Origin of the sequence: Aliterella atlantica CENA595, from assembly GCF_000952155.1 — a bacterium.
Lineage (GTDB): Bacteria > Cyanobacteriota > Cyanobacteriia > Cyanobacteriales > Chroococcidiopsidaceae > Aliterella > Aliterella atlantica.
Genome location: NZ_JYON01000011.1, coordinates 51,362 through 76,786, shown reverse-complemented (window position 1 = coordinate 76,786; position 25,425 = coordinate 51,362). Strand labels below are relative to the sequence as shown.

Annotated in this window: 21 protein-coding genes and 2 pseudogenes; 12 read left to right on the top strand and 11 right to left on the bottom strand. The window is 41.1% G+C overall.

All coding sequences use genetic code 11. From position 1 onward, the window contains the following. Window positions 1-39: 39 nt before the first annotated feature. The 3 genes from UH38_RS12065 to UH38_RS12055 all read right to left on the bottom strand — a co-directional run bounded on the left by UH38_RS12065 (window position 40) and on the right by UH38_RS12055 (window position 2,610). Complete coding sequence (locus UH38_RS12065) at window positions 40-939, bottom strand: SDR family NAD(P)-dependent oxidoreductase (protein ID WP_045054900.1); 900 nt, start codon at window positions 937-939, stop codon at window positions 40-42. 171 nt (window positions 940-1,110) lie between these two features. Beyond that, window positions 1,111-1,986 carry an AraC family transcriptional regulator gene (locus UH38_RS12060; protein WP_200892411.1) on the bottom strand — a complete coding sequence of 292 codons (876 nt, stop codon included), beginning with the start codon at window positions 1,984-1,986 and terminating at the stop codon, window positions 1,111-1,113. A gap of 207 nt (window positions 1,987-2,193) precedes the next feature. Beyond that, complete coding sequence (locus UH38_RS12055; RefSeq protein ID WP_045054899.1) at window positions 2,194-2,610, bottom strand: fasciclin domain-containing protein; 417 nt, start codon at window positions 2,608-2,610, stop codon at window positions 2,194-2,196. 350 nt (window positions 2,611-2,960) lie between these two features. Here UH38_RS12055 and UH38_RS28025 point away from each other — a divergent pair, with 350 nt between their 5' ends. The 7 genes and pseudogenes from UH38_RS28025 to proS all read left to right on the top strand — a co-directional run bounded on the left by UH38_RS28025 (window position 2,961) and on the right by proS (window position 8,333). Further along, on the top strand, window positions 2,961-3,197 hold the full coding sequence (locus tag UH38_RS28025; protein ID WP_045054971.1) for a DNA-directed RNA polymerase subunit omega: 237 nt from the start codon (window positions 2,961-2,963) through the stop codon (window positions 3,195-3,197). Window positions 3,198-3,213: 16 nt separating this feature from the next. Beyond that, a complete protein-coding gene (locus UH38_RS12045) occupies window positions 3,214-3,798 on the top strand; it encodes a hypothetical protein (RefSeq protein WP_082065374.1) in 585 nt (194 codons plus the stop codon). A 15-nt stretch (window positions 3,799-3,813) separates the two neighbouring features. Continuing rightward, the gene (locus UH38_RS12040; RefSeq protein WP_045054897.1) at window positions 3,814-4,458 is read left to right on the top strand and encodes an acetoacetate decarboxylase family protein; all 645 of its coding nucleotides are present in this window, start codon (window positions 3,814-3,816) and stop codon (window positions 4,456-4,458) included. 7 nt (window positions 4,459-4,465) lie between these two features. Then, window positions 4,466-4,813: pseudogene (locus tag UH38_RS12035) on the top strand (Uma2 family endonuclease); the annotation flags it as partial. Between the two features lie 113 nt (window positions 4,814-4,926). Continuing rightward, window positions 4,927-6,141, top strand: a complete 1,215-nt coding sequence (locus UH38_RS12030) for an RNA-guided endonuclease InsQ/TnpB family protein (protein WP_045054896.1) — start codon at window positions 4,927-4,929, stop codon at window positions 6,139-6,141. Between the two features lie 15 nt (window positions 6,142-6,156). Beyond that, window positions 6,157-6,381 (top strand): annotated as a pseudogene (locus tag UH38_RS12025) (Uma2 family endonuclease); the annotation flags it as partial. 131 nt (window positions 6,382-6,512) lie between these two features. Next, window positions 6,513-8,333 (top strand): proline--tRNA ligase, encoded by a 1,821-nt coding sequence (gene proS / locus UH38_RS12020; RefSeq protein ID WP_045054895.1) that lies wholly within the window; start codon window positions 6,513-6,515, stop codon window positions 8,331-8,333. A gap of 229 nt (window positions 8,334-8,562) precedes the next feature. Here the strand turns inward: proS and trxB are convergent, their stop codons facing one another. After that, window positions 8,563-9,927, bottom strand: a complete 1,365-nt coding sequence (gene trxB / locus UH38_RS12015; protein WP_045054894.1) for a thioredoxin-disulfide reductase — start codon at window positions 9,925-9,927, stop codon at window positions 8,563-8,565. A gap of 436 nt (window positions 9,928-10,363) precedes the next feature. On the opposite strand from trxB, the gene UH38_RS12010 reads away from it, so the two are divergent. The 3 genes from UH38_RS12010 to UH38_RS12000 all read left to right on the top strand — a co-directional run bounded on the left by UH38_RS12010 (window position 10,364) and on the right by UH38_RS12000 (window position 13,925). After that, the gene (locus tag UH38_RS12010; RefSeq protein ID WP_045054893.1) at window positions 10,364-10,867 is read left to right on the top strand and encodes a type IV pilin-like G/H family protein; all 504 of its coding nucleotides are present in this window, start codon (window positions 10,364-10,366) and stop codon (window positions 10,865-10,867) included. Window positions 10,868-11,056: 189 nt separating this feature from the next. Beyond that, complete coding sequence (locus UH38_RS12005; RefSeq protein ID WP_045054892.1) at window positions 11,057-11,563, top strand: type IV pilin-like G/H family protein; 507 nt, start codon at window positions 11,057-11,059, stop codon at window positions 11,561-11,563. 127 nt (window positions 11,564-11,690) lie between these two features. Then, window positions 11,691-13,925, top strand: a complete 2,235-nt coding sequence (locus tag UH38_RS12000) for an O-linked N-acetylglucosamine transferase, SPINDLY family protein (protein ID WP_045054891.1) — start codon at window positions 11,691-11,693, stop codon at window positions 13,923-13,925. Between the two features lie 520 nt (window positions 13,926-14,445). On the opposite strand, the gene tnpA is transcribed toward UH38_RS12000, so the two are convergent. From tnpA to UH38_RS27225, 4 genes are all read right to left on the bottom strand, one after another. Continuing rightward, window positions 14,446-14,919: an IS200/IS605 family transposase gene (gene tnpA, locus UH38_RS11995; RefSeq protein ID WP_045054890.1), complete on the bottom strand. Its 474-nt coding sequence runs from the start codon at window positions 14,917-14,919 to the stop codon at window positions 14,446-14,448. A gap of 174 nt (window positions 14,920-15,093) precedes the next feature. After that, window positions 15,094-18,891: an FkbM family methyltransferase gene (locus UH38_RS11990; protein WP_045054889.1), complete on the bottom strand. Its 3,798-nt coding sequence runs from the start codon at window positions 18,889-18,891 to the stop codon at window positions 15,094-15,096. Between the two features lie 29 nt (window positions 18,892-18,920). After that, window positions 18,921-19,049 carry a hypothetical protein gene (locus UH38_RS27875; RefSeq protein WP_268748880.1) on the bottom strand — a complete coding sequence of 43 codons (129 nt, stop codon included), beginning with the start codon at window positions 19,047-19,049 and terminating at the stop codon, window positions 18,921-18,923. A gap of 54 nt (window positions 19,050-19,103) precedes the next feature. Beyond that, window positions 19,104-19,322 carry a hypothetical protein gene (locus UH38_RS27225; RefSeq protein ID WP_200892410.1) on the bottom strand — a complete coding sequence of 73 codons (219 nt, stop codon included), beginning with the start codon at window positions 19,320-19,322 and terminating at the stop codon, window positions 19,104-19,106. Between the two features lie 603 nt (window positions 19,323-19,925). On the opposite strand from UH38_RS27225, the gene UH38_RS11980 reads away from it, so the two are divergent. Both UH38_RS11980 and UH38_RS11975 read left to right on the top strand, forming a co-directional pair. Then, window positions 19,926-20,726, top strand: coding sequence for a hypothetical protein (locus UH38_RS11980; protein WP_045054888.1), 801 nt, complete (start codon window positions 19,926-19,928; stop codon window positions 20,724-20,726). A gap of 169 nt (window positions 20,727-20,895) precedes the next feature. Continuing rightward, window positions 20,896-21,114: a DUF4327 family protein gene (locus UH38_RS11975; RefSeq protein ID WP_045054887.1), complete on the top strand. Its 219-nt coding sequence runs from the start codon at window positions 20,896-20,898 to the stop codon at window positions 21,112-21,114. A gap of 59 nt (window positions 21,115-21,173) precedes the next feature. Here the strand turns inward: UH38_RS11975 and UH38_RS11970 are convergent, their stop codons facing one another. The 3 genes from UH38_RS11970 to UH38_RS11960 form a co-directional block, all read right to left on the bottom strand. Further along, window positions 21,174-22,373: a protein kinase domain-containing protein gene (locus UH38_RS11970; protein ID WP_045054886.1), complete on the bottom strand. Its 1,200-nt coding sequence runs from the start codon at window positions 22,371-22,373 to the stop codon at window positions 21,174-21,176. Between the two features lie 23 nt (window positions 22,374-22,396). Next, window positions 22,397-24,472: a serine/threonine phosphatase gene (locus tag UH38_RS11965; protein ID WP_045054885.1), complete on the bottom strand. Its 2,076-nt coding sequence runs from the start codon at window positions 24,470-24,472 to the stop codon at window positions 22,397-22,399. A 373-nt stretch (window positions 24,473-24,845) separates the two neighbouring features. After that, a complete protein-coding gene (locus UH38_RS11960; protein ID WP_045054884.1) occupies window positions 24,846-25,421 on the bottom strand; it encodes a pseudouridine synthase in 576 nt (191 codons plus the stop codon). Between the last annotated feature and the right edge of the window lie 4 nt (window positions 25,422-25,425).

Here is a 25,425-nt window from a genome sequence, read left to right as displayed (position 1 = left end):
TTTTCCACTGCATTGAGTTGAGCGGGAAATTTCTTCGTTTTACGCAGTGAGCATTCCCCCTGTCACGTCAATATCAGTACCAGCAACGGATGAAGCATCGTTGGAACTCAAAAACATTACCATTCGTGCCATCTCCTCAACCGTATTGATGCGTCTGATCGGAACGCCTGCAGCGGCTTGCTCTGCGGTAATGCCAAATCCTTTTAACGCCCGCCGCAGCATTGGAGTGTCAACGCCTCCAGGAGAAATCGAGTTGATGCGGATGTTTTTGGGCGTGTATTCCAAAGCCGCACATTTAGTCAAGCCGATAATTGCGTGTTTGCTGGCACTGTAGGGTGAAATCAAAGCAAAGCCATCGTGTGCTGATACTGAAGCGTTATTAATGATTACACCTCCACCTCGTTGCAGCATATGCGGAATTTCGTACTTCATAGATAAAAAGTAGCCCACGGCATTTGTTGTCATCACGTTTGTAAAGTTTTCTAGGCTTTGCTCTGCAAGAGGTGCGGCGGTTGCTTCAATTCCGGCATTGTTGAAAGCAATATCAATTCGACCGTATTTTTGAACGCAAGTGTCAACAAATGCCTTAACTTCTTGTTCGTTGCGGATATCTGCCTTTTGGTAGCTAGAGCGCCCACCTTGAGCGTTGATTTCCTGGGAAATCTTGTTTCCTAAAGCTTCTCGACGACCGCAAAAGTGAACGATCGCACCTTCTTTGGCAAAAGCTTTGGCTGTTGCTTCTCCAATTCCAGAAGTTGCTCCAGTAATTAGGACAACTTTATCTTTGAATCTGCCGTTAGCGTCTGCCTTACCGCTTGCTGGTGCTGGTGGTTTTTGAGTATTAGCGATCGCTCTATTACTTGTTGCGACTGCGGCTATCCCTACAACTCCTGCGCCGATTGCTTGACGACGGCTAATGGAAAATTTTTTATTGCTCATTGTTAGTAATTTTGGGGTAAAAAAGTGGGTAATGCGATCGCGCTGCTACATGACTTCTAGCGGTTCACCAAGGCAAAGTACCATCGATTTTGTCTTTTTTATAGCTTAAATACATCTAGAAGCTGATTTATAGCTATTTCTTGCCCAGAAATATCAAAATCTTGCTAACAATCAAAAACTATCTCGATAACTTTTAGGTGTTGTACCTACAGCTTTACGAAACTGAGCAATAAAATGGCTTTGATTGGCAAATCCAAGTTGGTAAGCAATTTCAGCTACAGAAAGTTTTGTTACTTCTAGCATTACTTTTGCCCTGTCTATGCGTCTTTGCATTAAGTAGCGATGAGGTGAAGTACCTGTAGCCGTTTTAAAGGCACGAGCAAAGTGAAACTGGCTCATGTGTACGACAGCAGCCATATCTGCAATACTTATATCTGCAGCTATTTGGTCTTCGATAAAATCTTTTACCTTTATTAGCTTGAATTTATCTAAAGCTCCATCTACTAACACGGGCTTGGCTGTTGTGAAGTTGTAGTTTCGCAGGAGATGAACGGCTAATAAGTTCCTTAATGATTCAACGTACAGTTTTCCTGCGACACCACTATTAAGAAGCTCTGCTCTAAATAATTGTGCTATGTGCAAAATGGTAGGATCTGGAAAAATGACGCGGTGTTGTAGTTCAATTGGTGAAGATAAACTACTTTCGATCGCAACTTGTTGTAAAAACTTTGATTCTAATAAGATATTGATATACTCGCTTGCTCTCTCTCTTTTGTGCCAGACAAAATTGCGAGCTCCGTAAATAAATGCACTGCCTGCGGGCAAGGAAGTTGAGTTACTATTATTTCCATCAACCGACCAAGTTACGCGCTCGTGAGGTAAAAAAGCAACGCTAATAGCCTGCGGAGGCATGGCAAAATCAAATTCACCGACTTCATCTAAACAACTATACTCAACTTCAATGTTTTCCCAACTAGCTTTGAGATTGAAGGCAGGTTGCCATGCGTGTAATTTCATCGCGCGATCGCTTCTGTCATCTTCCCGCACATTTTACCGTTTTACTTAACCTAAAGTTTTACCCCACACTAAATCTAATTCAATATTCAGTCTAAAAACAAGGCATTAATTATTACATTTTAACTTAAAAGCCATAGCCAAATTTTATCAGAACTATAGGTAATCTCCAATACAAAGCAGGTAATTAATTGTTAACTACCTGCTCGATCTTTGTAAATACTTAAAAGCGATTGCTATCTACTCCGCAGCTACTAATGCCGGAATTAGTACGCTATCAATAACATGAATTACACCATTATCAGTTAAAATATCTGTCTGCAAAACATTAGCTTCATTAACTTTAATACCACCATTAGATTCAATAGCAACGATTGAGCCTTCTACAGTTGCGGCTTCTTCAATTTGCCTTAAATCTTCTTCTCTAGCATCTCCAAAAGCAACGTGGTACGTTAAAATTCTTTTGAGTTTGGGAATATCTTGCAACAATCCGTCTAAAGTTTCTTGAGGTAATTTAGCAAAAGCATCATCTGTAGGAGCAAAAACTGTGTAAGGACCCTCGCTTTTAAGAATATCGACTAATTGGGTACTTTCAACTAATTTTACTAGAGTAGTAAAATTTCCAGCATTAATCGCAGTTTCGATAATATCAGCCATGAGTTTTTATTAGTTGAAATAGACTAAAAACTTAGTTTTAATCGAAAAAATAGCTCAAGAACATCTATCAACAGAGGGGTAAGTCAAAATAATTCGTAATTACTAATTCGTAATTCGTAATTAATACCATAGAGATAAATCTAGGGGCTTGAAGTAACGAGCTACGCATTGGTGAGTTTTTCCATGATTGAACTCAGGGCGAGAGCTTGGCTTGCAACCTAATTGAATTAATCATCAATTTTGTCCGTAATGCGCGAATTACGAATTACGAATTATTTAGTCAGGGCAGGGCGATCGCGCTTGCCGTAACTTTGATATACACTGGAATTGACCTTTGCATTGTAGATTTCATGCTGAAGCGTTCTAAGTTCGAGACAACCCAAAGCCAAGTTATGCACCGCGCCGAGGAGCTAATTAGTGCTGCCTCAAATCGCTACCGCGTTACAGTACAAGTTGCCAATCGTGCCAAGCGCCGTCGCTATGAAGACTTTGACAGCATGGACGACCCGCTGATGAAGCCAGTATTACGGGCAATTATTGAAATGTCTGATGAGTTGACACAGCCAGAAATTATTGGCGAACCGTAGTTAAAAGTAGTAGATTGTGGATAGGGAAATGCGATCGCTAGCTAAATTAATTACCGCCATGTGCGTAGTAGTTTTGCTCGGATGGGGAGCAAATACTTTTCCACCTAGCTACGCCCAAAAAACTGCCCAACCACAAGAACTTTGGCAGCGCGTTTACGAGCAACTGCCAAACTTACCTTTAGAAAATAAGTACATTAGCAAAGAAACTGGCAAAGTAGCCCCAGATAGCACTTTAGTTACTCGCTTGCTCCAGTATCACCTGTACGTCAAAGGACGCGCACCCAACTATCGGCTAGATTGGAAACTAACTATGGCAGACTACCTAGGTGCTAATGAGTTAATCGGCGAAACAGCATATCCAGGTAACGATACTTTAACAACAAATCCCCTAGAAAGCGATCGCAAAGCAATAGCCAAACTCAGTCGCCAACAACGCAATGATTTGATAGCAACGCTAGTTAGTTTATTTGCTCAAAACAGCCAAGGTAAGCCAACCTCGGTTAATAATACACCAGCAGGAGCGATCGCTCCTTCCCCATCACCTGCGCCAAATTCACCATTGCAGCCACGTCCTGGCGACGCACAAAGGTTAAAGCTTTAATCATTAACTAAACCAATGAGCTATCCTCAAGCACCCTGGATACTACAAGGTTATGCTTTCCAAACCTTGCAATTGCTAGATATTGAGCGAGTACGTCCCTTTATTCCTACCGAATTAGATATTATTTCTGTATTTCCTGGTAAAACTGTAGGCGGAGTGTATTTATCTAAATACGGTACTGGTTCTGTATTGGAATACAGCGAGTTAATTGTTATTTCTGGCTTGCACAGCTATAAAGGTAAATTTGGCGGTTGGGTTTCGCATATTTATGTAGACAACCCCGATTCTGTAGCAGGCGGTAGAGAAATTTGGGGATTGCCAAAAGAATTAGCCGAATTTACTTGGAGCGAAAATAGCGTCACAGTCCGTCATGAAGATAAATTGCTATGCAGCCTTAACTACAACCGCCAAGGCTTCGGTTTGCAGCAAAAGTTAGGTGCATTATCTTTTAGCAGTCAAGGTACAGATTTGTTGTTATTTCCAGCACAAGCAGAAGCGCGTTTTGGCTTAGTTAGTAGCAAATTAGAGATACCACAGCAAAGTCCATTTAGTAGCCTAAATGTTAGCCAGCCTTGGTTAACAGTTCATGCTGACCAAATGCGTCTAGTAGTTGATGCACCAGAAGTAGTAGGACAAACGCCGATAAAAGCTAGATTGTAGAGGTAATATGAATGCGATCGCTACTAAACGCTTTAACTTAGATGAATACCATCGTCTAGCAGAACTAGGCTTCTTTGCAGGAAACGAGCGAGTAGAGTTGATTGCAGGTGAAATTGTCCAAATAGCAGCTAAAGGTAGAAAACACTCAGTTTGTAGCACTCGTTTAGAGCGAGAGTTGTTTAAATTACTGGGTGAACGAGCGACGCTGCGAGGACAAGAACCAATTATTATTTCAGATGATAGCGAACCTGAGCCAGATTTAGCGATCGCCAAAAATTGCCTTGATGATTATTTATCTGCTCACCCTAGTCCTGCGGACATATTATTGCTTGTTGAAATCGCTGATTCCTCTTTGAGCGACCGAAAGCTTTGGGGTTAGAGCCTCCCCCTTCTAGGGAGACTTTAGTTCTAAAAATCGAGTAGTTGATTAATAGAATTGTGATAAAATACAGTCAGGAGGCAATAAGAGTGTTTAATCTGACTTACGAATTCAAGTCTTCGCCAATACAAAGCCAGGTAGCAATGTTTGAAGAATGGCTAGAAACTCATAGACGAGTTTACAACCATGCTTTAGCAGAACGTAAGGACTGGTATCAGTCTCGTAGTTGTCAGATCAATGCTTGTTCTCTCCGTAGTGAATATATAATCCCTGCTGATGCACCGCGTCCAACATTCGCCAGTCAATGTAAGTCTTTAACTGCTGCGCGTAAAGAAAATGAGTATTTAAAACGTGTGAATGCCCAATCTTTGCAGCAGACATTGAGGCGACTTGAGAAGGCTTTTGTCAGTATGTGGGAACAAAATCACGGCTTTCCACGCTTTAAAAAGTTAGGACGAATGCGGTCTTTTTCTTTTCCACAGTTAGGTACAAATCCGTTGGCTAATGGATTTGTGAAACTGCCTGTAATTGGTGTGGTTAGAGTGCGTCAATCGCGCTCGATTCCCAACGGTGGACTGGTTAAGCAAGCCCGCCTCGCAAGAAAAGCTTCTGGTTGGTACGTGATGCTAACCATTCAATGGGATGTATCTGTACCGTCTCCTCTGCCACATGGCGAAGCAGTAGGAATTGATGTAGGACTCACCAGTTTTGTTGCAACTTCTAATGGTCTAACGGTCAATCGTCCAAGGTTTTTTGTAGATGCCGAACGCAAGTTGAAATTACTGCAACAGCGCGTTTCCAAAAAACGCAAAGGATCGAACAATTGGAAGAAAGCCCAGAAAAAAGTTGCTTTGTTGCACGAGTACGTCGCCAATTGTCGCAAAGACTGGCACCGAAAGCTATCTCACCAAATCTGCAATAGTGCAGAAATGGTGTTTGTTGAAGATTTGAATCTTGTCGGGTTATCTAGAGGGATGTTAGGCAAACATTGCCTAGACGCGGGGTTTGGTCAATTCTTTAACATTCTCGAACAGACTTGCTTTAAACGTGATGTCTATTTTCAAAAAGTAGATAGCCGCAAGACAAGTCAAATCTGTCCCAGTTGTGGACTTGAAACTGGAAAGAAAGAGCTTTCAGAACGTACTCATATTTGTAGTAGCTGCGGATATACAACTGATAGAGATGTTGCCGCAGCCCAAGTAGTTCTCAGTCGAGGGCTTGCAGCCGCAGGATATTCGGTCAAGATGCTTGCCGAGGGTAAATTCATTGGAATCCCCGTGACGCAAGAATCTTTGCCCTTATAAGGCAGAGAGTGTCAAGACCAAAAAGTTAAGTTACCTATGTATGCTCAAGCAGGGATTGTGGACTTTTGGTTATTCAACTTACAAGAAGACTGTTTAGAAGCATATAGCGAACCATATCAAAATTTGCAAGGTAGCTTTAGCTATCGCCGTAAGGTCATATCTTTATCTAATGAATCAGTTGATTTGCCGTGTTTTCCCGATTTGTGTCTAGATTTAGCCAAAGTATTTCCCCCAGCCTAAAGTTAACTACTTTATCCCCCTGTAGTCCCCCTTGTCTCCTTGTCCTTACATTCAACACTCAATAACAAGTCTTTTGTACCTATGAATGCTTTAAACTGAGATGACGATCTGGTTTAGTAAGGTTACAAGCGATGCGACTATCTCAAATGCTTTTTGTCACGCTACGGGAAGACCCAGCAGAAGCAGAGATTCCCAGTCACAAATTATTATTGCGTGCGGGTTATATTCGTCGCATCGGTAGCGGTATCTATGCTTATTTGCCCTTGATGTGGCGCGTACTGCAAAAAGTCTCGCAAATCGTGCGCGAAGAAATGAACGCTACAGGCGCACAAGAATGTTTATTACCGCAAATTCAACCTGCAGAGTTGTGGCGCGAATCAGGGCGTTGGGATACTTATACTAAAGCTGAAGGGATTATGTTTTCCCTCATAGACCGTCAAGAGCGAGAATTAGGCTTAGGACCAACTCATGAAGAAGTAGTTACTACTGTCGCCCGCGAAACAATTCGCTCGTATCGTCAATTACCCGTACATCTCTACCAAATTCAGACTAAGTTTAGAGATGAAATTCGCCCCCGCTTTGGCTTGATGCGCGGACGGGAATTCATTATGAAAGATGGTTATTCTTTCCATGCAGATGCCGAAAGCTTGCAAAAGACATATCAAGATATGCATCAAGCTTATAGTAATATGCTGCGCCGCGCTGGTTTGGCATTTCGAGCCGTACAAGCAGATTCAGGAGCAATTGGCGGTTCTGGTTCGCAAGAATTTATGGTGCTAGCAGAAGCAGGAGAGGATGAGGTACTTTATAGCGAGGATGGAGAATACGCAGCTAATGTAGAAAAGGCTGTATCTTTACCGCCAGATGCGGAAACTTCACCGTTTACAGCTTACGAACAGCGAGAAACGCCAAATGCAGAAACAATTGAGAAGGTTTGTAAGCTGCTGGATTGTTCGCCCACAAATTTAGTCAAAAATGTTCTATATCAGGCAGTTTATGCAAATGGCTTGACAGTATTAGTTTTAGTTAGCATTCGCGGCGATAGAGATGTAAATGAAGTTAAGCTGCAAAACCACTTAACTAGCATAGCAGGGCAATATAAAGCTCAAAACGTTCTATCTTTAACCGTTCCCGATGCAGCAGCACAAAAGAAATGGGCGGCTAAGGCTTTACCTTTAGGTTATATTGCACCCGACCTTAGCGACGATTATATAGCTCAGGGCGATCGCTCTATCCATCCCAAATTTGTACGCCTACTAGATGAAACTGCATCTACATTGCAAAACTTTGTTACAGGTGCAAATGAATCTGGCTATCACGTTGTCGGTGCAAATTGGGGAGAGCAATATCCTCAGCCTACCCAAATTATAGACTTGCAAAAAGCCAAAGCAGGCGATCGCTCTGTTCGCAATCCCCAACAGACTTTGCAAAGCGCTAGGGGGATTGAAGTCGGGCATATTTTTCAACTAGGGACTAAATACTCAAAAAGCTTAGGTGCTACTTATACCAACGAACAAGGCGAAGAACTGCCTTTAGTGATGGGTTGTTATGGTGTGGGCGTGTCGCGGCTAGCACAGTCAGCAGTAGAGCAATCTTACGATAAAGATGGAATTATTTGGTCAGTTGCGATCGCACCTTACCACGTTATTATCTGCATTCCCAATATGAGTGATTCTCAGCAAGTAGAAACTGCGGAAAAACTCTACAATCAGTTAAATGCAGCAGGAATTGAAACTTTGTTAGACGATAGAGACGAACGTGCTGGCGTGAAGTTTAAAGATGCAGATTTAATTGGCATCCCTTACAGAATAGTTACAGGGCGCAGTCTGAAGGAAAATAAGGTAGAAGTAGTAGAAAGGAAAAGTCGTCAATCTCAAGAAATTCCTGTTGATGAATTAGTATCTACTTTAAAGCAGTGGATTAAAGCTGCTTTGACTAGCGTTGCTGAATAGACTTCTTGCACAAATCTGGAAAAGCCCCCTAAATCCCCCAAGTTTGGGGGACTTGCAATCCGGTTTCCCCCCAGAATTGGGGGGCTAGGGGGGCAAAAGATTTGCCTGAATCTAGAAAAGCCCCCTAAATCCCCCAAGTTTGGGGGACTTACAGAGCCAGTTCCCCCCAGAATTGGGGGGCTAGGGGGGCAAAAGATTATTCACTTCTTGAGGTCTAGAGCATTTTGCCTTATAAATGGCTCTCAACTAATTGGCGGTATTGACTCTTAGGCTTGATACCTTTAAGTTCGTTCAACAGTTCCTTATTCCTAAAGAACTGAATCGTCGGCGTTCCACTTACGCCAGCATTTTCGGCAATATCGCGGTCTTTATCAATATCAATCTCGACAAAGTGGATTTTGCCATCAAACTCATCTACCACTTTATTCAAAATTGGCTTCAATGTATGGCAAGGACCGCAACCAGGCGAAACGTATTTGACTATGAGTAAGCGATCGCTTTCATGGAATAATTTGCGTAATGCATAGCCGCCTTGATGGCGAGTAGCTTGCAATTGAAATTCTGCTGGTTCTGCCTGCTGTTTGGCTTCATGCTCTAATTCATTGTTAGGAGTTTCCGGCTTTTGATGGAACTCATAGATTAAATCGTTACATGACAGCCATCTTTCAGCCAACATCGCCGCCATGCAACCTGTACCTGCTGCGGTAATTGCTTGGCGATATTCATGGTCTTGCACGTCTCCAGCAGCAAACACGCCTTCAATGCTAGTTTCTACAGAACCAGGCTTGGTGACAATGTAGCCGACATCATCTAGTTCTAATTGACCCTCAAATAAAGATGTATTAGGCTTATGACCGATCGCATAAAATAATCCTTTAACGTGCAAATCTGTTTCTTCGTCTGTTTGCACGTTGCGAATTTTGATGCCTTCCATGTGATGGTCGCCACCAAATACGTCTACTACTTCGCTATTCCAGTGAACGGTAATTTTGGGATTGCTCAAAACGCGGTCTTGCATGGCTTTACTTGCCCGCATTTTGTCGCCGCGTACTAGCAGGTTTACTGTATCGCCGTATTTGGTTAGGTAAATTGCTTCTTCGGCTGCTGAATCGCCACCACCAATTACAGCTAATTCTGCTCTATGGAATATGGGCGTAGCACCATCGCAAATTGCACAAGCGGAAATTCCCCGACTCCAGAATTGATGTTCGCTGGGCAAGCCTAAACGCTTTGCTGTTGCCCCAGTTGCAATTACAATACTGTTAGTTTTGATTTCGCGGTCTTCCGAGCGCACTACAAAAGGACGCTGGCTCAGGTCTACATGAGTTACATCTTCTGTATATAACTCTGCTCCCCAGCGCTCTGCTTGCGCTTTCATATTGTCCATCAAGTCGGGTCCGGTGATGCCTTGAGGAAAGCCTGGGAAGTTTTCTACTTCAGTAGTAGTCATTAGTTGTCCCCCTGGCAAGCCTCCAGATTGAAAGCCTTCAAATACCACTGGTTTCAAGTTAGCCCGCGCCGCATAAATAGCCGCCGTATATCCAGCCGGACCAGAACCAATAATTACTAAGTTTTCTACATTTTGGTTAGTCATAAGCAAAGATTAAATAAACTCATAACGACTACGATTTATTTAGTATAGCGCAGATATGAAGTTTTGTGAATATGGTTAGCGATCGCTCTATATCATCAGCTATGGCAAAAATTTAGTTTGCTATACCTCGGCAGTTTGCTTTTGAGATTCTAACCGTTGCTCGTAAGCCGCTCTATTTCCGCCAAAGGAATCGATAGAAAAAAGTTTTTGTAACACGACCGAAAATAGCGTGTATTTCTGGGTATATTTTTTGAAGAGCAAATGGGAAAACTCATCATAGCAATAGTAATAAGTAGGCTATACCAATGCCCTAATATGCTGTATGTTTAACGGGAGTGAAATCTTTGGTAGTGGGTTATAGGAAAGACTGCTCATTTGGGTAACTTAAGTCTAGAGGGTAGAGATACTCCTCACCCACTAGAGAAGTGAATCTAACATGAAGACTGAATTAAAAGTTAAGTTCCTGCAACACTTAAACCAGAAGAAGCAAGATCGGGGTTTTACGTTGATTGAACTGCTGGTCGTAATCATTATTATTGGTATTCTCTCAGCAATTGCATTGCCTTCTTTTCTCAGTCAAGTTGCTAAAGCTCGCCAATCCGAAGGTAAAGCTAATGTAGGCTCACTGAACCGCGCACAGCAAACCTACTACTTTGAGAAAGAAACTTTTACTAATGATATTAATAGTCTAGGTATTGGTATTTCTACCACTAACAACTACTCATACTCAGCAGCAGCTATTACTTCCATAACAGATGACGTTGCTAACAAAGCAAGGTCGCTTAATGTTGACCTCAAAGGTTATGTAGGTGGTGTGTTCAAAAATACAGTAGCTGGAACTACTAAAGTGATTCTGTGTGAGGCTAATAGTACTGGACAGTCAGACCCAGGAGTGCCTGATAGTTCTACTTATTGCAGTTCCACTTTATCTAGATTGTGATAGTAACTAAGTCTTGCTTTGTTCAAACAGTATTTCTACTGATAAAAGGGCTATTCTTTGTCTTTTACTCGTCAGATTCTGTAGATACACTGAATTTTAGGTAGTGGTGATATGAATAGTTTTAGGTGTGGGTAAGTTATAAGTAACGGAACAGAAATCCCACTTCAATCCCTCAAGGACACTACTCAAATGAAAACTGAACTTAAAGCTAAATTCTTACAACACCTGACTCAGAAAAAGAAAGACGAAGGCTTTACTCTAATTGAATTATTGGTTGTTATCATCATTATTGGTATTCTATCTGCTATTGCTCTGCCTTCTTTCCTTAATCAAACAGCTAAAGCTCGTCAATCAGAAGCTAGAACTAATGTTGGTGCATTAAACAGAGCGCAGCAAGCCCACTATCTTGAGAACCAAACTTTTACTTCTACTCTTTCTGACTTAGGTGTAGGTATTCGTGACTCTAACAACTATAGCTACACAGCAGCAGCAATTACTTCAATTACAAGTGGCGTTGCTAATAAAGCATCGGCAGGTAATGGAGACCTCAAGGGTTATACTGGCGGTGTGTTTAAAGATGCAACAGCCGGAACTACTGGTGCAATCTTGTGTGAAAAAAGTACTGCTGGAACTGGAGATCCAGGCGCACCAGGTACTGTAAGCTCTTGCGGTACTGGTTTAACAAGAATGCAGTAGTAACTGAGCTAAGTCTTGCTTATCAAAATATTCATTTGAGGTGGTTAGAGTTTCTCTACCTCCTCTTTTCGCTTTTTGCCATTTGTTTTTACCGCAAAACTAACTGAAGAAATCTGACCAAATTTCTATGACTTCTGCACAAACTTCAATGAATGCCGATGATTGGCAGCAGCAAGCTAACCGATACTTACTTCAAGGCAACTACACTCAGGCAGCAAACCTTTACGAGCAGGCAATTGAAGTAGAACCTGAGTTAAAATCCCACTACTGGCATTTAGGGTTAATGCTACTGTTGCAGGGGCAGGAAGCAGAAGCCCACATGACTTGGATGCTAGGAATGGCAGAAGGCGAACCAGAACAAGTTGAGCAGTGGACAACAGAACTGGTGCATATACTGCAAGCAGAAGCAGAGCGGCAAGAAGCTCTTAAAGATTATCAACTTGCCTGGGCGATTCGGCAACACATCAAGGAAATTGCTCCAACAAACATTAATAATCTGTTGTACTGTATTGCACTTTCGATTCAGCTAGGAACTTTCAGTGGTGAATATTTGACAGATTTAGGAATCATTGAGCTACTACAAGCAGAGGAATTAACATTCGATTTCAACTTGTTACGGCTTGCCCTAGAAATGATTTTAGACTCTGCTCCTGAACATTCAGCCGTTTGCACCTTTACTGAAGCTTGTCTGTGTTATGCTCCTAAGCCTAAAGTAATTATTGATATAGTAGTTGATGCCTGTTTGCACATTGCTCACTCTCGTAGGGATGCTACATTAGCAGCGCGTTTTATTGAACTATGCTTGCATCAAGAGCCTAACAATACAGAACTTTTGTATCATCTCGCAGTTTTTTATCAAGATTCTCATCAATACCTTAAAGGCATAGACACAGCAAAGCATTACTATGAGGTAGCTGAATCTTTAGTAACTAAGATCGTAGCAAACCATATACTAATTAGAGCTTTAATATCTGCTTCTGGATATTGGGAAGAATATAAAGAGAGATTGTTGCAACAAGAATCATTATTAGTTTCTTTAGCAGAAGAAAATCCAACAAATCTTGATTCAGGCTCTAATAATTGTTTAGTTAATTCAAGTTTCTTTTTTCCCTACCTCAGAGATGAGCCACACATTAACCGCTTAATTCAAAATCAAATTTCTCGTCTTTATCAAAACAATTTTGAAATTTATGCAAAAGATGTAATAGAGAAATGCCGTTATTCTTCACTACATAAACCAACTAAAGTTACTACAAAGAAAGTTTTGAATATCGGCTATATTTCTCACTTTTTACGAATACATTCAGTTGGTTGGCTTGCGCGATGGATATTTCAACATCACGATAGAGAAAATTTTCAAATTTATGCCTATCTTATAAACTATTCAGCAACAGATGACTTTACGAGAAGATGGTTTATTAATAACACATATCGTACATATAGATTTGAAATGCTAGGTGAAGAAGTTGTAGAGCGGATTAGAGAGGATGAAGTTGATATTCTGATTGATCTAGATAGCCTAACGTTTCCATCGATGTGTGAAGTTTTGAGTGTAAAACCTGCTCCAATTCAAGCAACTTGGTTAGGCTGGGATGCTTCAGGTTTGCCATCAATCGATTACTATATTGCCGATCCGTATGTGTTGCCTGATTCTGCTCAAGACTACTACACTGAAAAAATTGTGCGGCTGCCTAATACCTATGTAGCAGTTGATGGCTTTGAAGTCGGTGTGCCTAATCTGCGGCGCGATCGCTTAAACATTCCCAGTGATGCTGTCATTTATCTTGTAACTCAAAATGCTTATAAGCGTCACTTAGATAATGTGCGGCTACAAATGAGAATTATCAAAGAAGTACCAAATAGTTACCTTTTAATCAAAGGGTTAGGCGATCGCGAATCCTCAAGAACCTTTTTTGAACAGGTGGCTGAAGAAGTGGGCGTAAGTTGCGATCGCCTACGCTTTTTGCCCAGAACCCCATCAGAAGAAGTGCATCGGGCTAACCTCAATATTGCTGATGTGGTACTTGATACCTATCCATACAATGGAGCAACAACAACTCTAGAAACTCTTTGGATGGGTGTTCCCCTAGTGACACGAGTTGGTCAACAATTTTCTGCCCGTAATAGTTACGCTTTTATGATGAATGTTGGCGTAACGGAAGGCATTGCTTGGACAGATGAAGAATATGTAGAGTGGGGCGTACGTTTAGGGAAAGATCCGGCTTTACGTCAACAAATTAATTGGAAACTGCAACAATCAAGGCAAACATCACCACTTTGGAATGCTAAACAGTTTACTCGCGAGATGGAGAAGGCATACCAGCAGATGTGGCAAAGGTATGTTGAAGCAGCCAAGGAATAAGTTTCTTGGCTTAAGCCGACTAGCAAATGGGCAACTTCGATAATTTGCTCAACTCAAATCTAGCTACTAACTACAAACGTACAATTAGCCTGGAAATTAATTTCCAGGCTCATAGCTCAAGTTAGCTTAAGCTGACTGGGTAGAGTTTTTAGCCCGTTGCAACGGGCTTAAGCTTTTAGCCTGAACTTTAGTTCAAGGCTAGTCAGTAGTCTCATCACGCCGATGTTCTACCTCGATTCTGGGGAAGCGGTAGCCTGGAAATTAATTTCCAGGCTCATAGCTCAAGTCAGCTTAAGCTGACTGGGTAGAGTTTTTAGCCAGTTGCAACGAACTTAAGCTTTTAGCCTGAACTTTACAAGGCTACTCAGTAGCCTCATCACGCCGATGTTCTACCTCGATTCTAGGGAAGCGGTTAGCCTGGAAATTAATTTCCAGGCTCATAGCTCAAGTCAGCTTAAGCTGACTATATAGTGTTTTCAGCCAGTTGCAACGGGCTTAAGCTTTGAGCCTGAACTTGAGTTCAAGGCTCCTCAAATTCACGCCGATGTTCTACTTCGATTCTAGGGAAGTGCGGTGCATCTTCTTCATGGCTCTCTCGTTCCAAAGAAGCAACGGTAGTTCCTTGTAGATGATGTGCTTTCTGATTTTTAACGTAGTCTACAGCCTGAGTGAGTTGTTTGCCCCCAAGTGAAAAGACTCCATATCCGCGCTGCCAGCCAAACGTATGCGAAGAATCAGGCAAGCGATGATTTAAGTGATGAGCGCTACTACCCTTGAGATTTTTGACGAAATCCGCAATAGAAAGACTAGGTGGAATGGAAGCTACTAGATGGATATGATTTTCTATGCCACCGATCGCATGGATAATAGAGCCGAGGGCATCAGCTTTGCCAATAAGATAACTATAAAGTTTAGGCTCTGTGTCAGGAGTAATTAAAGGTTGACGCTCTTTGGTTGCCCAAACTAAATGATAGTAAAGTCGCCAGAGAGCCATAAAAATTCTTGTGGATTAAATTACGTAGTTGGTTTGAGTCCGCCTGGGATTCAAATCCCAGCCTCATAACTTAAGTCAGATAAATCCGACTATAATTAGTCTCTAGTCTACTTCAGTAGACTTTCGCTATTAGCCCAGAAATTAATTTCTGGGCGGATTGGGTGGATCTAGATACTAATTGAGATTGCTTGCAATATCTTGGTAGTAGGGAATAGTTTCTGCTTTTGCTACTGCGATCGCCTCTTGATTTTCGCTCTCCAAGACAATTCGCGCTTGAATACAAGGTAACAAAGCTTTCCACTGGATTTCGCTCAACTGCCCTAAAAAGGAAATTTCTAGTCCTTCAGAGATATCTAATTCTTCTTGCATCAGAAGATTCATACTGACACTGGATATAATTAGAGCAGCTTCTTCTTCAGATATATTTCCGTTATCAATTAGTAGCGTAGTTTTGCTGCTATCTGGATGAGTAGCGATCGCTTTAATAACTTGCTCTAGTTCCAAACAAAGAGTTTCTTCTGATTGCGACCAATCTGGAAAGATAATTAAGTTAATATCTCTCAGGTTTAGCGGTAGCAGCGTAGCCTCAATTAATGTATAAATAATTGTTTCTGCCATTTTTGACCATGAGAACTTTTTAGCTTGTTCTAGTCCAGCAGCAATCAATGAATTACGTATATTTGGCTTTTGCACGTCGCACAGTGCATTTGTTAGTCCATCTACATCCTCATCGTTAATATATAAGGCTGCTTCTCCTGCAACTTCAGGAATAGAGGCGTTAGGACAAGTAATGACAGGACATCCACAGGCGATCGCTTCTAGTACAGGCAAGCCAAAACCTTCATACTTGGAAGGATAAACAAGTGCTACAGCACCAGAGTAAGCTATGCTTAACTCTTCATCGCTAAGTTGCAGCAGATGGACAGTGCTACCAGATGTATAAGCTCGATAATCAGCTTCTAAGGTAAAGCCGCTTCCCGTACAAACAATATCAAAGCCCTGGCTACTGTGTAGTTGAGCAAAAGCTTTGAAGAACAAAATACTATTCTTATAGTTACCTCCAGCCCCTACTAAAATAAAATATGGTTTTGAAATACCATACTTAGTTTTAAATTGATTAATAATTTCCGAGTTTGCGGGTGAGAATACTTTACGCTCGATCCCGCATTTTGCAACGGTTACTGACTCTAATGCAATTTCTGGAAAAACTTTTACTAGGTCACGCGCTGTATTTTCTGAAATTGCAATATAAGCAGCAGCATTTTGGATACCGTAATGTTTCTCTCGCCACATAGGATGATTTAAATCCCATCCTATGAGTTCAGGAATCATATCGTATGCTGCAAAAACAGATGGCGTTGATAGAGGTGTAGTGTAGTAACTAGAGATAAATAAATCAGCGCCTTCCTCGTCACACACTTGCTGAAGCATTTCGCGATCGGTATCAGTGTTACCGTAATCATAAGCTGGCACGCTGCGATATTTAATACCAGCTATTGGTGGAGCAGTGCCGACCCGATCCAAAATTACAATATGTTTAGCAAAACCGTTGTTTACCCATTCTTGCAGCAAAGATTGCCAAACACGAGCAATACCAGTTTTATAAAGTTGAAAAAAAACACCATCAACAATGATAGTTGGAGACGGCTTTTTCATCTGTACAGATTGTCTGTATAACTCTTCTAATTGCAAGAACCGCCAATCTTCGCTACTGTCTTGCTTTTGTGCAAGTGGCACTACACCGTAAGCACTTGCCTCATCCACTTGAGTTATGTCTTGTACCCAAGAAAAATATTCACGTAACAAAACAGGAAAGTGAGATTGTTCTTGCAGTTGATTCCACTGATTTACTGCATTTTTATAACCATAGTATTGCTCTTTAAAGCGCAATTGTTCTGGTGTTACATAGGCAAAATGTTGGAATATTAAACCTTGCTTTTCTGTTTCTTCATGCGTAAAAGGATTCATTGCTGCTATATCCTGCCATTGTCCGTTTGGTAAAGGTTCAGCTAGTCCAGGAGGCTCATGTGCTACCCAAACTGAACCTGGTTTATATCTCCAAGTTCTTAGCCACTCTTGTTGAGGATTTTGAGTATAACAGTTACGAGTGCTAATAATTAAGTCTTTACCAACAAAGTACCAGCACCAGTAGAAAGCCGCTGTTTTATCAGGATTATTAATAAACATTAGTCGTGCAGTACAAATCTGCTCGACTGTCCATAATTCATCTGTATCTACTTGCCACAGCAAACATTCTTCATTAATGTTTGATAGCGGCGCATTTACCATTTCACGTTTGCCGTCCCAGAAAGTACCTTGTGGTTGACGATAAATTGTAATTTTTTCTGGATATTGTTTTACTAATTCATCTAAGTATTCTGTTGTTCCATCACAACTACGCCCATTGCAATGAAGTTCATCTGTAATTCTTCCACCTAACTGAAGACTCCAAGCTGTATCGTGCCTTAATTCCGCTACGCCTTCAACAATATGCCAATGCCATTTAAAAGGTAGTTGTTTGAAGACTTCAACATGATAGCGTATAAATGGTTCTCCATTGAGTACGATCGTTAAAAAGTGTACTGGTACTGAAGGAAAAGCTATATAGTTTTCATAAAAAGAGTCTGAATTTATTACTTCTTTTCCAATATCACCATTTGATAATATTTGGTGACATTCATATCCATTTTCAATTAAAATATCAAAAGTGCTTTTGGCTTCACGATTTAAACCCTCTAACATTTTTGAGGAAATTTCAAACTGTAAGAAGCTAATAGCTTTTGCTTTCAGTAAACCTATTGCACCTTGAAGACTATCACTCTCTGCTCCTTCTACATCAAGTTTTAAATAGTCAATCTTTTGGATATTTTGTTCTTGACAAAAAGAATCAAGTGTAATTGCTTCAACTAATTCTGTTTTAATAATAGGTATGTAATCTCCAGAACCGTTTGGATTTGCCATTTTAGGCTTACCAATACTATTCCAAACAGAGTAATCGTCTGGAAACTCATTAAAATTAAGATTTTTGTTCTCCGAATAAACTGCTTTTTGGCAAGAGTGTATATTATTATACTCTGATTGAATAATTCTTTCTTGTAGTTTTTGAAACGTACTGGATGCTGGTTCAAATGAATATACTTTCCCTGAAATTCCAACAAGTTTGCTTAATAATAGTGAATAATTACCAATGTTTGCTCCAACATCAAAAACGGTCATTCCTGGCTGAACAAGCTTTCTAACAAGTAGTTGCTCAGATGCTTCATACTCAAAATAATAATCTTCTACTTTAGAAGACTTTTTAAATATAGAATATCCATTACGTACAAAAAAGTTTTGAGCTACCAATACATAGTTTTTATCTACAAGTAGTTTTTGATAGTTTTGATAATTTTTAAAAGTGTTAATATCATCTAAACAAATTATTTTAGCTCCATATAATTCATTTAATTCGGCAATGCCTGTAAATTCAGAACCATCGATTAATACAAGATCGAAAACATTAATGTTATTTTCTTGTTTTATTTTAGTAATTCCGTTACTCATTACTCCAGAGCTTTTTACATAATCAATGTCCTGCTGTAGCCAGCCTAAAACTCTATCAAGTGGATAATGGTTTAGGCTAGTTTGATTATTATTGTAAAACTTAGTAACTTCGTTCTCGCTAGGAAACTGCTCTAGAGCAACTGATGAAACGTTATAGCACTTGACAAAAGAGTCATTGGTATAACGATTTTCTAGTTCAGCAAATCTAGTTTTTGAAATCTCCATACAAAATAGTATTGGCTTGTGAGGGTTTTGCCTTAAACCAGTTACAATTGCTTCGGTACTTCCTTCACCTGAAGATGAACCAATTTCTAAAACAGTTTTGATATTTTCTTCTTCAGCTATCTTTTGAAGAGCTATATAAAACTCATCATTCTTAATCTCAGCAGGAATCAAACTATTAAGTTCAGAATTATCAAGATTATTCATACATAACATTCCATTTATAGCGGTTTTCTCTAGCGATCGCCCTTACCCTCACTAACCTGCTTCTCCACCTGACCTAGCAAAGTTTTATACTTAGGCTGATTAGGATAGAGTTGTGTCAGCTTCTTTAGTGGCGCAATTGCACCTTTAGCATTCTGCATCTGGAGACTAACTTCTACCAATCCCTCTAGTGCTACCCGATTATTTTGTTCTTGCTATAGAACTATTTTGTACCCTTGCTCTCGTTCTTTCAGTTGCAATCGATCGGCTTGTAATTGTCTTTGCGCTTCAACAGATGAACTTTCTACATTAGTATTTTCTCTGGATGGCTGTGGTGCATTATTGATGGCTCGTACGGCTGCTAATGCAGTAGAGCCGAAGAAAGAAACAATTGATACTAAAAGGAAAATCCGGTGGATAGGTTTAGTAGACATAGTGTTTTGATCGCTGGGCATTTTAAAGGGATTATGTTTAACCTACCCATTTCCTATTAAGTAGCGATCGCCTCATCTCAATTTCTTGTATAGCATTTTCAGATATAGCAATCCTATTTGAGTTATGAAATATCTATAGCCCCCAACCCCCAAATCTGGGGGCTAAGAGTCTTGTCCCCCCAAGGTTGGGGGTTAGGGGGCGAAACCCAGAACGCTTTTTACAACTGATTTAAAATTGCTATAGTCCCGTTCAAAAACTTACAAAAATATTTAAAAACACCTCTACTCAGTATCCAAGCGAAATTTTACTGAGATATTAACCAAATATTTGATTACTCGCTGTTTTATTTCAGTAAATATACAGTGGCAGAATTAAGGTCTTTGCCTTTTAGACTACGGAAAACCCCTGTTCGCGTCGCCAATCTCCAAGACGAGTTACGTAAACGAACTTGCGATCGCGAAAAGGCTGCAATACTGACTTGTACCGATATATGATAAAAAGCTACAATTAATATTTATATCAGTTTAAGAAACTTTAACTTAATAGCCACAAAATATATTTCAATAACATATCAATCAATCTTCCTACAAACTGTAATAAAGATGTTTGCCACATCTCGTCAATCTCTAAAGCAATTAATATCTGTATCTATAGTAGCGGTGCTATCCATCGGAGTAATTGTCGTTTTACAACTGCCTCTATTAAAGGAATTAGCTAACAAAGCTCAAACTGATTCAGTTGCAGATCTCAATAAAGACTTAGAGTCAGAAAGAATCCGCTTGACTGTATTGCAAAAGCTTCCTAGCTTTGGGTTTAGAAATATAATTGCAGACTATACTTTTATTAATTTTGCTCCCTACTTTGGCGATGATGAAGCTCGTGCTAAAACTGGATATGCTCTTAGCCCCGAATATTTTGAAGTAATTATAAACCGCGATCCCTATTTTTTAGATGCTTATCGTTTCCTGTCTAGCAGTACAACCTTATATGCAGGAATGCCAGAAAGAACAGTAGCACTAATGGAAAAAGGCTTAAAGTCTCTTTCTCCCCAAGTTCCCAAAAATTCTTATTATATCTGGCGCTACAAGGGAACAGATGAGTTACTATTTCTCGGTGATAGCCAAGCTGCAAGGCAATCTTTTGAGACAGCAGGCAAGTGGGCAGATACATATTCCGATAAAGATAGTAAATACATCTCCCAACTTTCTTATCAAACCGCTCAATTTTTGGCGAAAAACCCCAATAGTAAATCTGCTCAAGTTAGTGCATGGAGTTTAGTATTAAATAATGCTTTTGACGATCGCGTACGCAAAATCGCAATTAGTCGCATCCAAGCTTTAGGCGGCAAAGTGTCAATTACCCCAGATGGACAATTAAAGGTGCAACCCCCGAAAAAAGATTAAAATAAACCTCAACTCACTCTAAAGTAGTAATTTCCGCACCCCAGGTTCCAAATGCGATCGCGTGTGATACTCTGAAAGAGACGAAATGCGATCCCAGAAACACCACCTAAATAGGGGACACGCTTTCAGACAAACATTTGTCCAATTCAATCGGAATTTAATTTAATTTATGGCTCAACAAGTTATTCACCCAATGGTGAAGTTGCAACGGCACGTCCGTTCACTTGTAGACTCGAAGATCGTTAAGCCTACAGACAGCATTAGCAAAATTGCTCTGTTGTATGGCAGCGAATGGTCTTACTGGAAAAAAGAACTACTAGACTTTGGCTTTGCTACGCAAGACCCAATTTGCGACTTACTAGAAGTCGAGAACTGGGACGACGACTAACATAATTCGTAATTCGTAATTCGTAATTGATGCGTTAACTATGAATTACGAATTGCAGTTTATAGGCAAGTAGCTAAAGCTTTTGCTAGTTCCTTGGCACTAGAATAGCGATCGCCTGGTAAGGGTTCGGTTGCGCGATCGATTACCTCTCTTAGCTCAGGGGTAATCGTTGGTATGCTCTCAATATTGAAGCGATAACCCCTCCCCCGCTGGCGAAAGAACTTGAATGGAGTCTCGCCAGTCAATAGAAATATTAATGTCGGTCCAATAGCATACAAATCGGACTGAGTTACAGGCTGTCCGCGTTCCTGTTCGGGGGCGCAATAGCCTTCCGCACCAATCCGCGTCCCCGCAAAAGTGCCAATTTCCTTGACAGCACCAAAATCTAATACAACTATTTGCCGATCTGCTGTCCGCACCATTAAATTTGCTGGCTTAATATCGCGGTGAATCAGTGGCGGCTGCTGGTTGTGAATATAAGTCAAAACATCGCACGTCTGGATTGCCCAGGCGATCGCTTGCGCTGGAGTTACAGGTCCTTTATCGTTAATTAACTTCTCCAAATCTTGACCGTGAATTAACTCCATTGCCAAGTATTTTTTACCAGCCTCCAAAAAAAAGTCGTAATACTTAGGAATCCCTGAATGGTGCAGCGTCTTCAGCGTACGGGCTTCACGTTCAAATAATTCTTGCGCTTTAGCAACTTTTGCCATGTCCGCATTCATTTCTTTTAGTACCAAAAGTTGCGGCATACCGGAAATTATACCCACCTCATCCCACGCCAAATAAGTCGTCCCCATTCCCCCTTGTCCCAAAGTTCGCAAAATTTGATACTGGCGGACTGTCCTTTGTACCGTTAAAGGTTGTCCGCAGTGAATGCAAAACAAATTGCCTGGGGGGTTGCCTGTATGCTGGCAATAGGAAGAAGAATTTAGATTCGCTACTGGTTGTGGTGTCGCATCTAACTGAAACTTCAGGATCGGACCGCCCTTAGCAAGCTGAAGCAAAGCACCGTCAGTAATTAAGCTTTGCGATACTAAAATGCCATCTAAAAACGTGCCATTAGTCCCTTGATTGCTTAGTTGCCACGAGTCGCTACTAATTTGGCGTAGTTCTAGATGATGCCGCGATACCAAAGGCTCAGTCAAAATTACGTCATTATCTGGCGAACGACCGATTCTAATTACAGATTCGTCCTCAAACTTCCACTGCTTGAGGGCATTGTTTTGGTGTGGATGTAATAAAGACAGCGTAACCACATTATTAGCGCAAAAGAATTTATTTAAACTTGGGGCGCTTGTTGTTTCGGAGCCACTTTTGCTCGGATGACAACCGCCGTAATATTGTCATGTCCGTTGTACTGATTTGCCAGATCGATTAAAGCGTTGACCCCTTGCTCTAAATTGCTACTAGAACTTAAAAGCGGATCTAAATGAGTTTGCCAATAATGTTCGATTAAATTATTGTCAGACAGCCCATCAGAAGCCAAAACTAGCAGAGTATCTTCGTTGAGTTCGAGAAACTGCACGTCTGGGTGAATGTAGTTTTCATCGCGCGGTCCCAAAGCTTGAGTAAGTTGATACGCATCAGGACGAGCATAAGCGATCGCAGGTTCTACGCCGCGCAAAATTTCTCTTTGTCCCACCTCGTGATCTAACGTTACTTGCTCCAAACCTTGTTTGCGACTCAAGCGATACAAACGGCTATCGCCGACATGAGCGACTGCTACTTGATTGTCTTGCAACAATACCAACACTAAAGTAGTCCCCATCCGCCCCACACCAGAACGCGAATCTTGTTGGTTGGCATCGTAAATTGCTTTATTTGCTAGCTGTACGGCTTCGCGGATGCTTTCTTCGCTAGGTAATTGCGACGATTGCCAATGAGTTTGAAAGTATTGCTGTAGCGTGCGTACCGCCATGCTACTTGCAACTTCACCCCCAGCGTGTCCGCCCATCCCATCGCAGAGAATATATAAGCCCCTTGCCTGAATATTTCTGCCTTTAGGAAATTCTAATTTATTAATCGCTGTTTCAATGCCAAAACAATCTTCATTGTGCTGGCGCTGACCGCCCACATCAGTAAGACCAGCATCGTCTAAGCTGACCAACTGCATGGGCAAAACAATAGTTGGCGTGTCATCAATCTGCATAAATGTACTTGGTGATTCATTAGTTTGTAAAATAGTGGGCGCAGGCTGATAACTTGTAGTTATATCGGCTTGTGGGCTGCCTGAATCCACAGATGAAACGGGTGGCGTAATCCCAGCAGCTTGGAGTTCGTTCGCTACTATTTCTAGACGCGATCGCAAATCTTCTACTACTTCAATTTTACCTAGATGTAAGTCTGCTAGCAGGTCTACTAAAGCCCCAACTTTGGTACGTTGCGACTCTTGAAATAACTGCTGCCAAACTGATCCTAAGTTTTGTAATGTTAAGGTGCGGTCTGTAGCTTCAACATACAGGCATTGCAGTCCTAGAACTCCTTTGGCGTTGACTTGCACGTTAGCAAGTTCAAGCACGCTTCGGCGTAAATTCCAGGGCGTTAATACTGCCCATAATTCAGTCATATCAGACAACCACTGCCAAATTTGGACTGGTGTAGTTTGATTATCGTGCCACGCCTCACTGATTTGCCGATCGAAAGAGCGATCGCTAATCAATACTATCTGCTTGTTATCAAGCTGCCAAGCCTCATGAACGGTAGGGATTTTTTCGCCTAACTGCGAGTGCAAAGTTATATAAGTTTTGGCAAGTTCTGGCAACTCTATTTTGCCGCTAGTATCTGCCCTTATTAACGAGATTTGAAACGGCTGGCAATCTAACACTTTACATTGCCATTGGTTTGGATCTAGCTGCGGTAAAAGCTCAATTACCTGATAGCGCTGTTGGGGATCTAAATACGAGCCCACTGTTAGCGGTATTTGGGCATCATTAACTTCGTAATTCGTAATTCGTAATTCGTAATTCGTAATTCGAGCTTCAATAGTCCGAGATACTTCAGCATCATTAACAGTGCTAGCTTCAATCTGCCGTACTTCAGCGTCATTGTTATTTACTTCTGGATCGGTGCTAGCTTCAATCTGCCGTACTTCAGCATTATTAACAGTGCTATCCTCAGTTGTCTCTGAGATTTCAACATCATTAGTGACTGCTAAAGTATTGCGGTTTAGCACTTGAGCGATTATTGCTCGCCAAACTACGCCTGTTTTCGTCCCGCAGTTGTCACACTCATATTGATTTACAGCTACGCGATCGCTACATTGAGGACAAATCTTGAAGCTCAAAGATTTGCCGCAATTTTGGCAGAATTTGTTATTGTCTGGATTGTCAAACTGACACTGGGGACAAATCAGCACGATCTAAATAACTCCTCTATTGCCGTTTTGCAGGGCAAATAACTTTTAACAGTGACCAGTGACCAGTTAAATATTCATTCCTTGGGTCTAATTCCCTATCTTCTAAAAGTTGTAGGTTTTGGATGGGGATTTTTTACCCTATCCAAAACCTGGTCACTGGTAACTGACAAACTGGTCACTGATTTAATCGCACTCCTCACAAGCGGCTTTATATTTAAGTTGCCATAATTAATTCTCTTTTGCCCATATTAAGAGCAAAACGGTGTAAGTTTACCTTTATTGCTACTTCATCAGGCGTTTTCTCCAGCATAAATACATATTTGCTGAATATATATATGGCAATTATGCCTTTCAAATATAAAAGTTATAAATATTAAAATAGTAATTTAGCTTCATCAGCAGTCAAATCGCGCCACTGACCTAGTTGTAGCCCATCTAAGCTTAAGTGTGCCATCTTAACTCTAACTAAGCGCAACGTTGGAAACCCTACTTTAGCTGTCATTCGTCGCACTTGGCGATTGCGTCCTTCAGTCAAAGTCATTTCTAGCCATGCAGTCGGTACATTTTTGCGAAACCGAATTGGGCGATCGCGTGGCGGTAATTGTGGTTCTGACTCTAACAACCGGACTTTAGCTGGGCGAGTAGGCTTATTATCAATTACTACTCCTGCTTGCAATTGCGCGATCGCTTCAGCATCAGGAACTCGCTCTACTTGCACCCAATAAGTACGTGAATGAGCGTAGCGAGGATGAGACAGGCGGTGCTGCAATTGTCCGTTATCTGTTAACAGCATCAGCCCTTCACTGTCCCAATCCAAGCGCCCGACAGGATAAACACCTGCTACCGATATATAATCCTTCAACGTCCGCCGTTCTTCACCAGAACTATCAGTAAACTGACTTAAAACGCCGTAAGGTTTGTTAAACAAGATATATCGGTATTTACCCATCTAA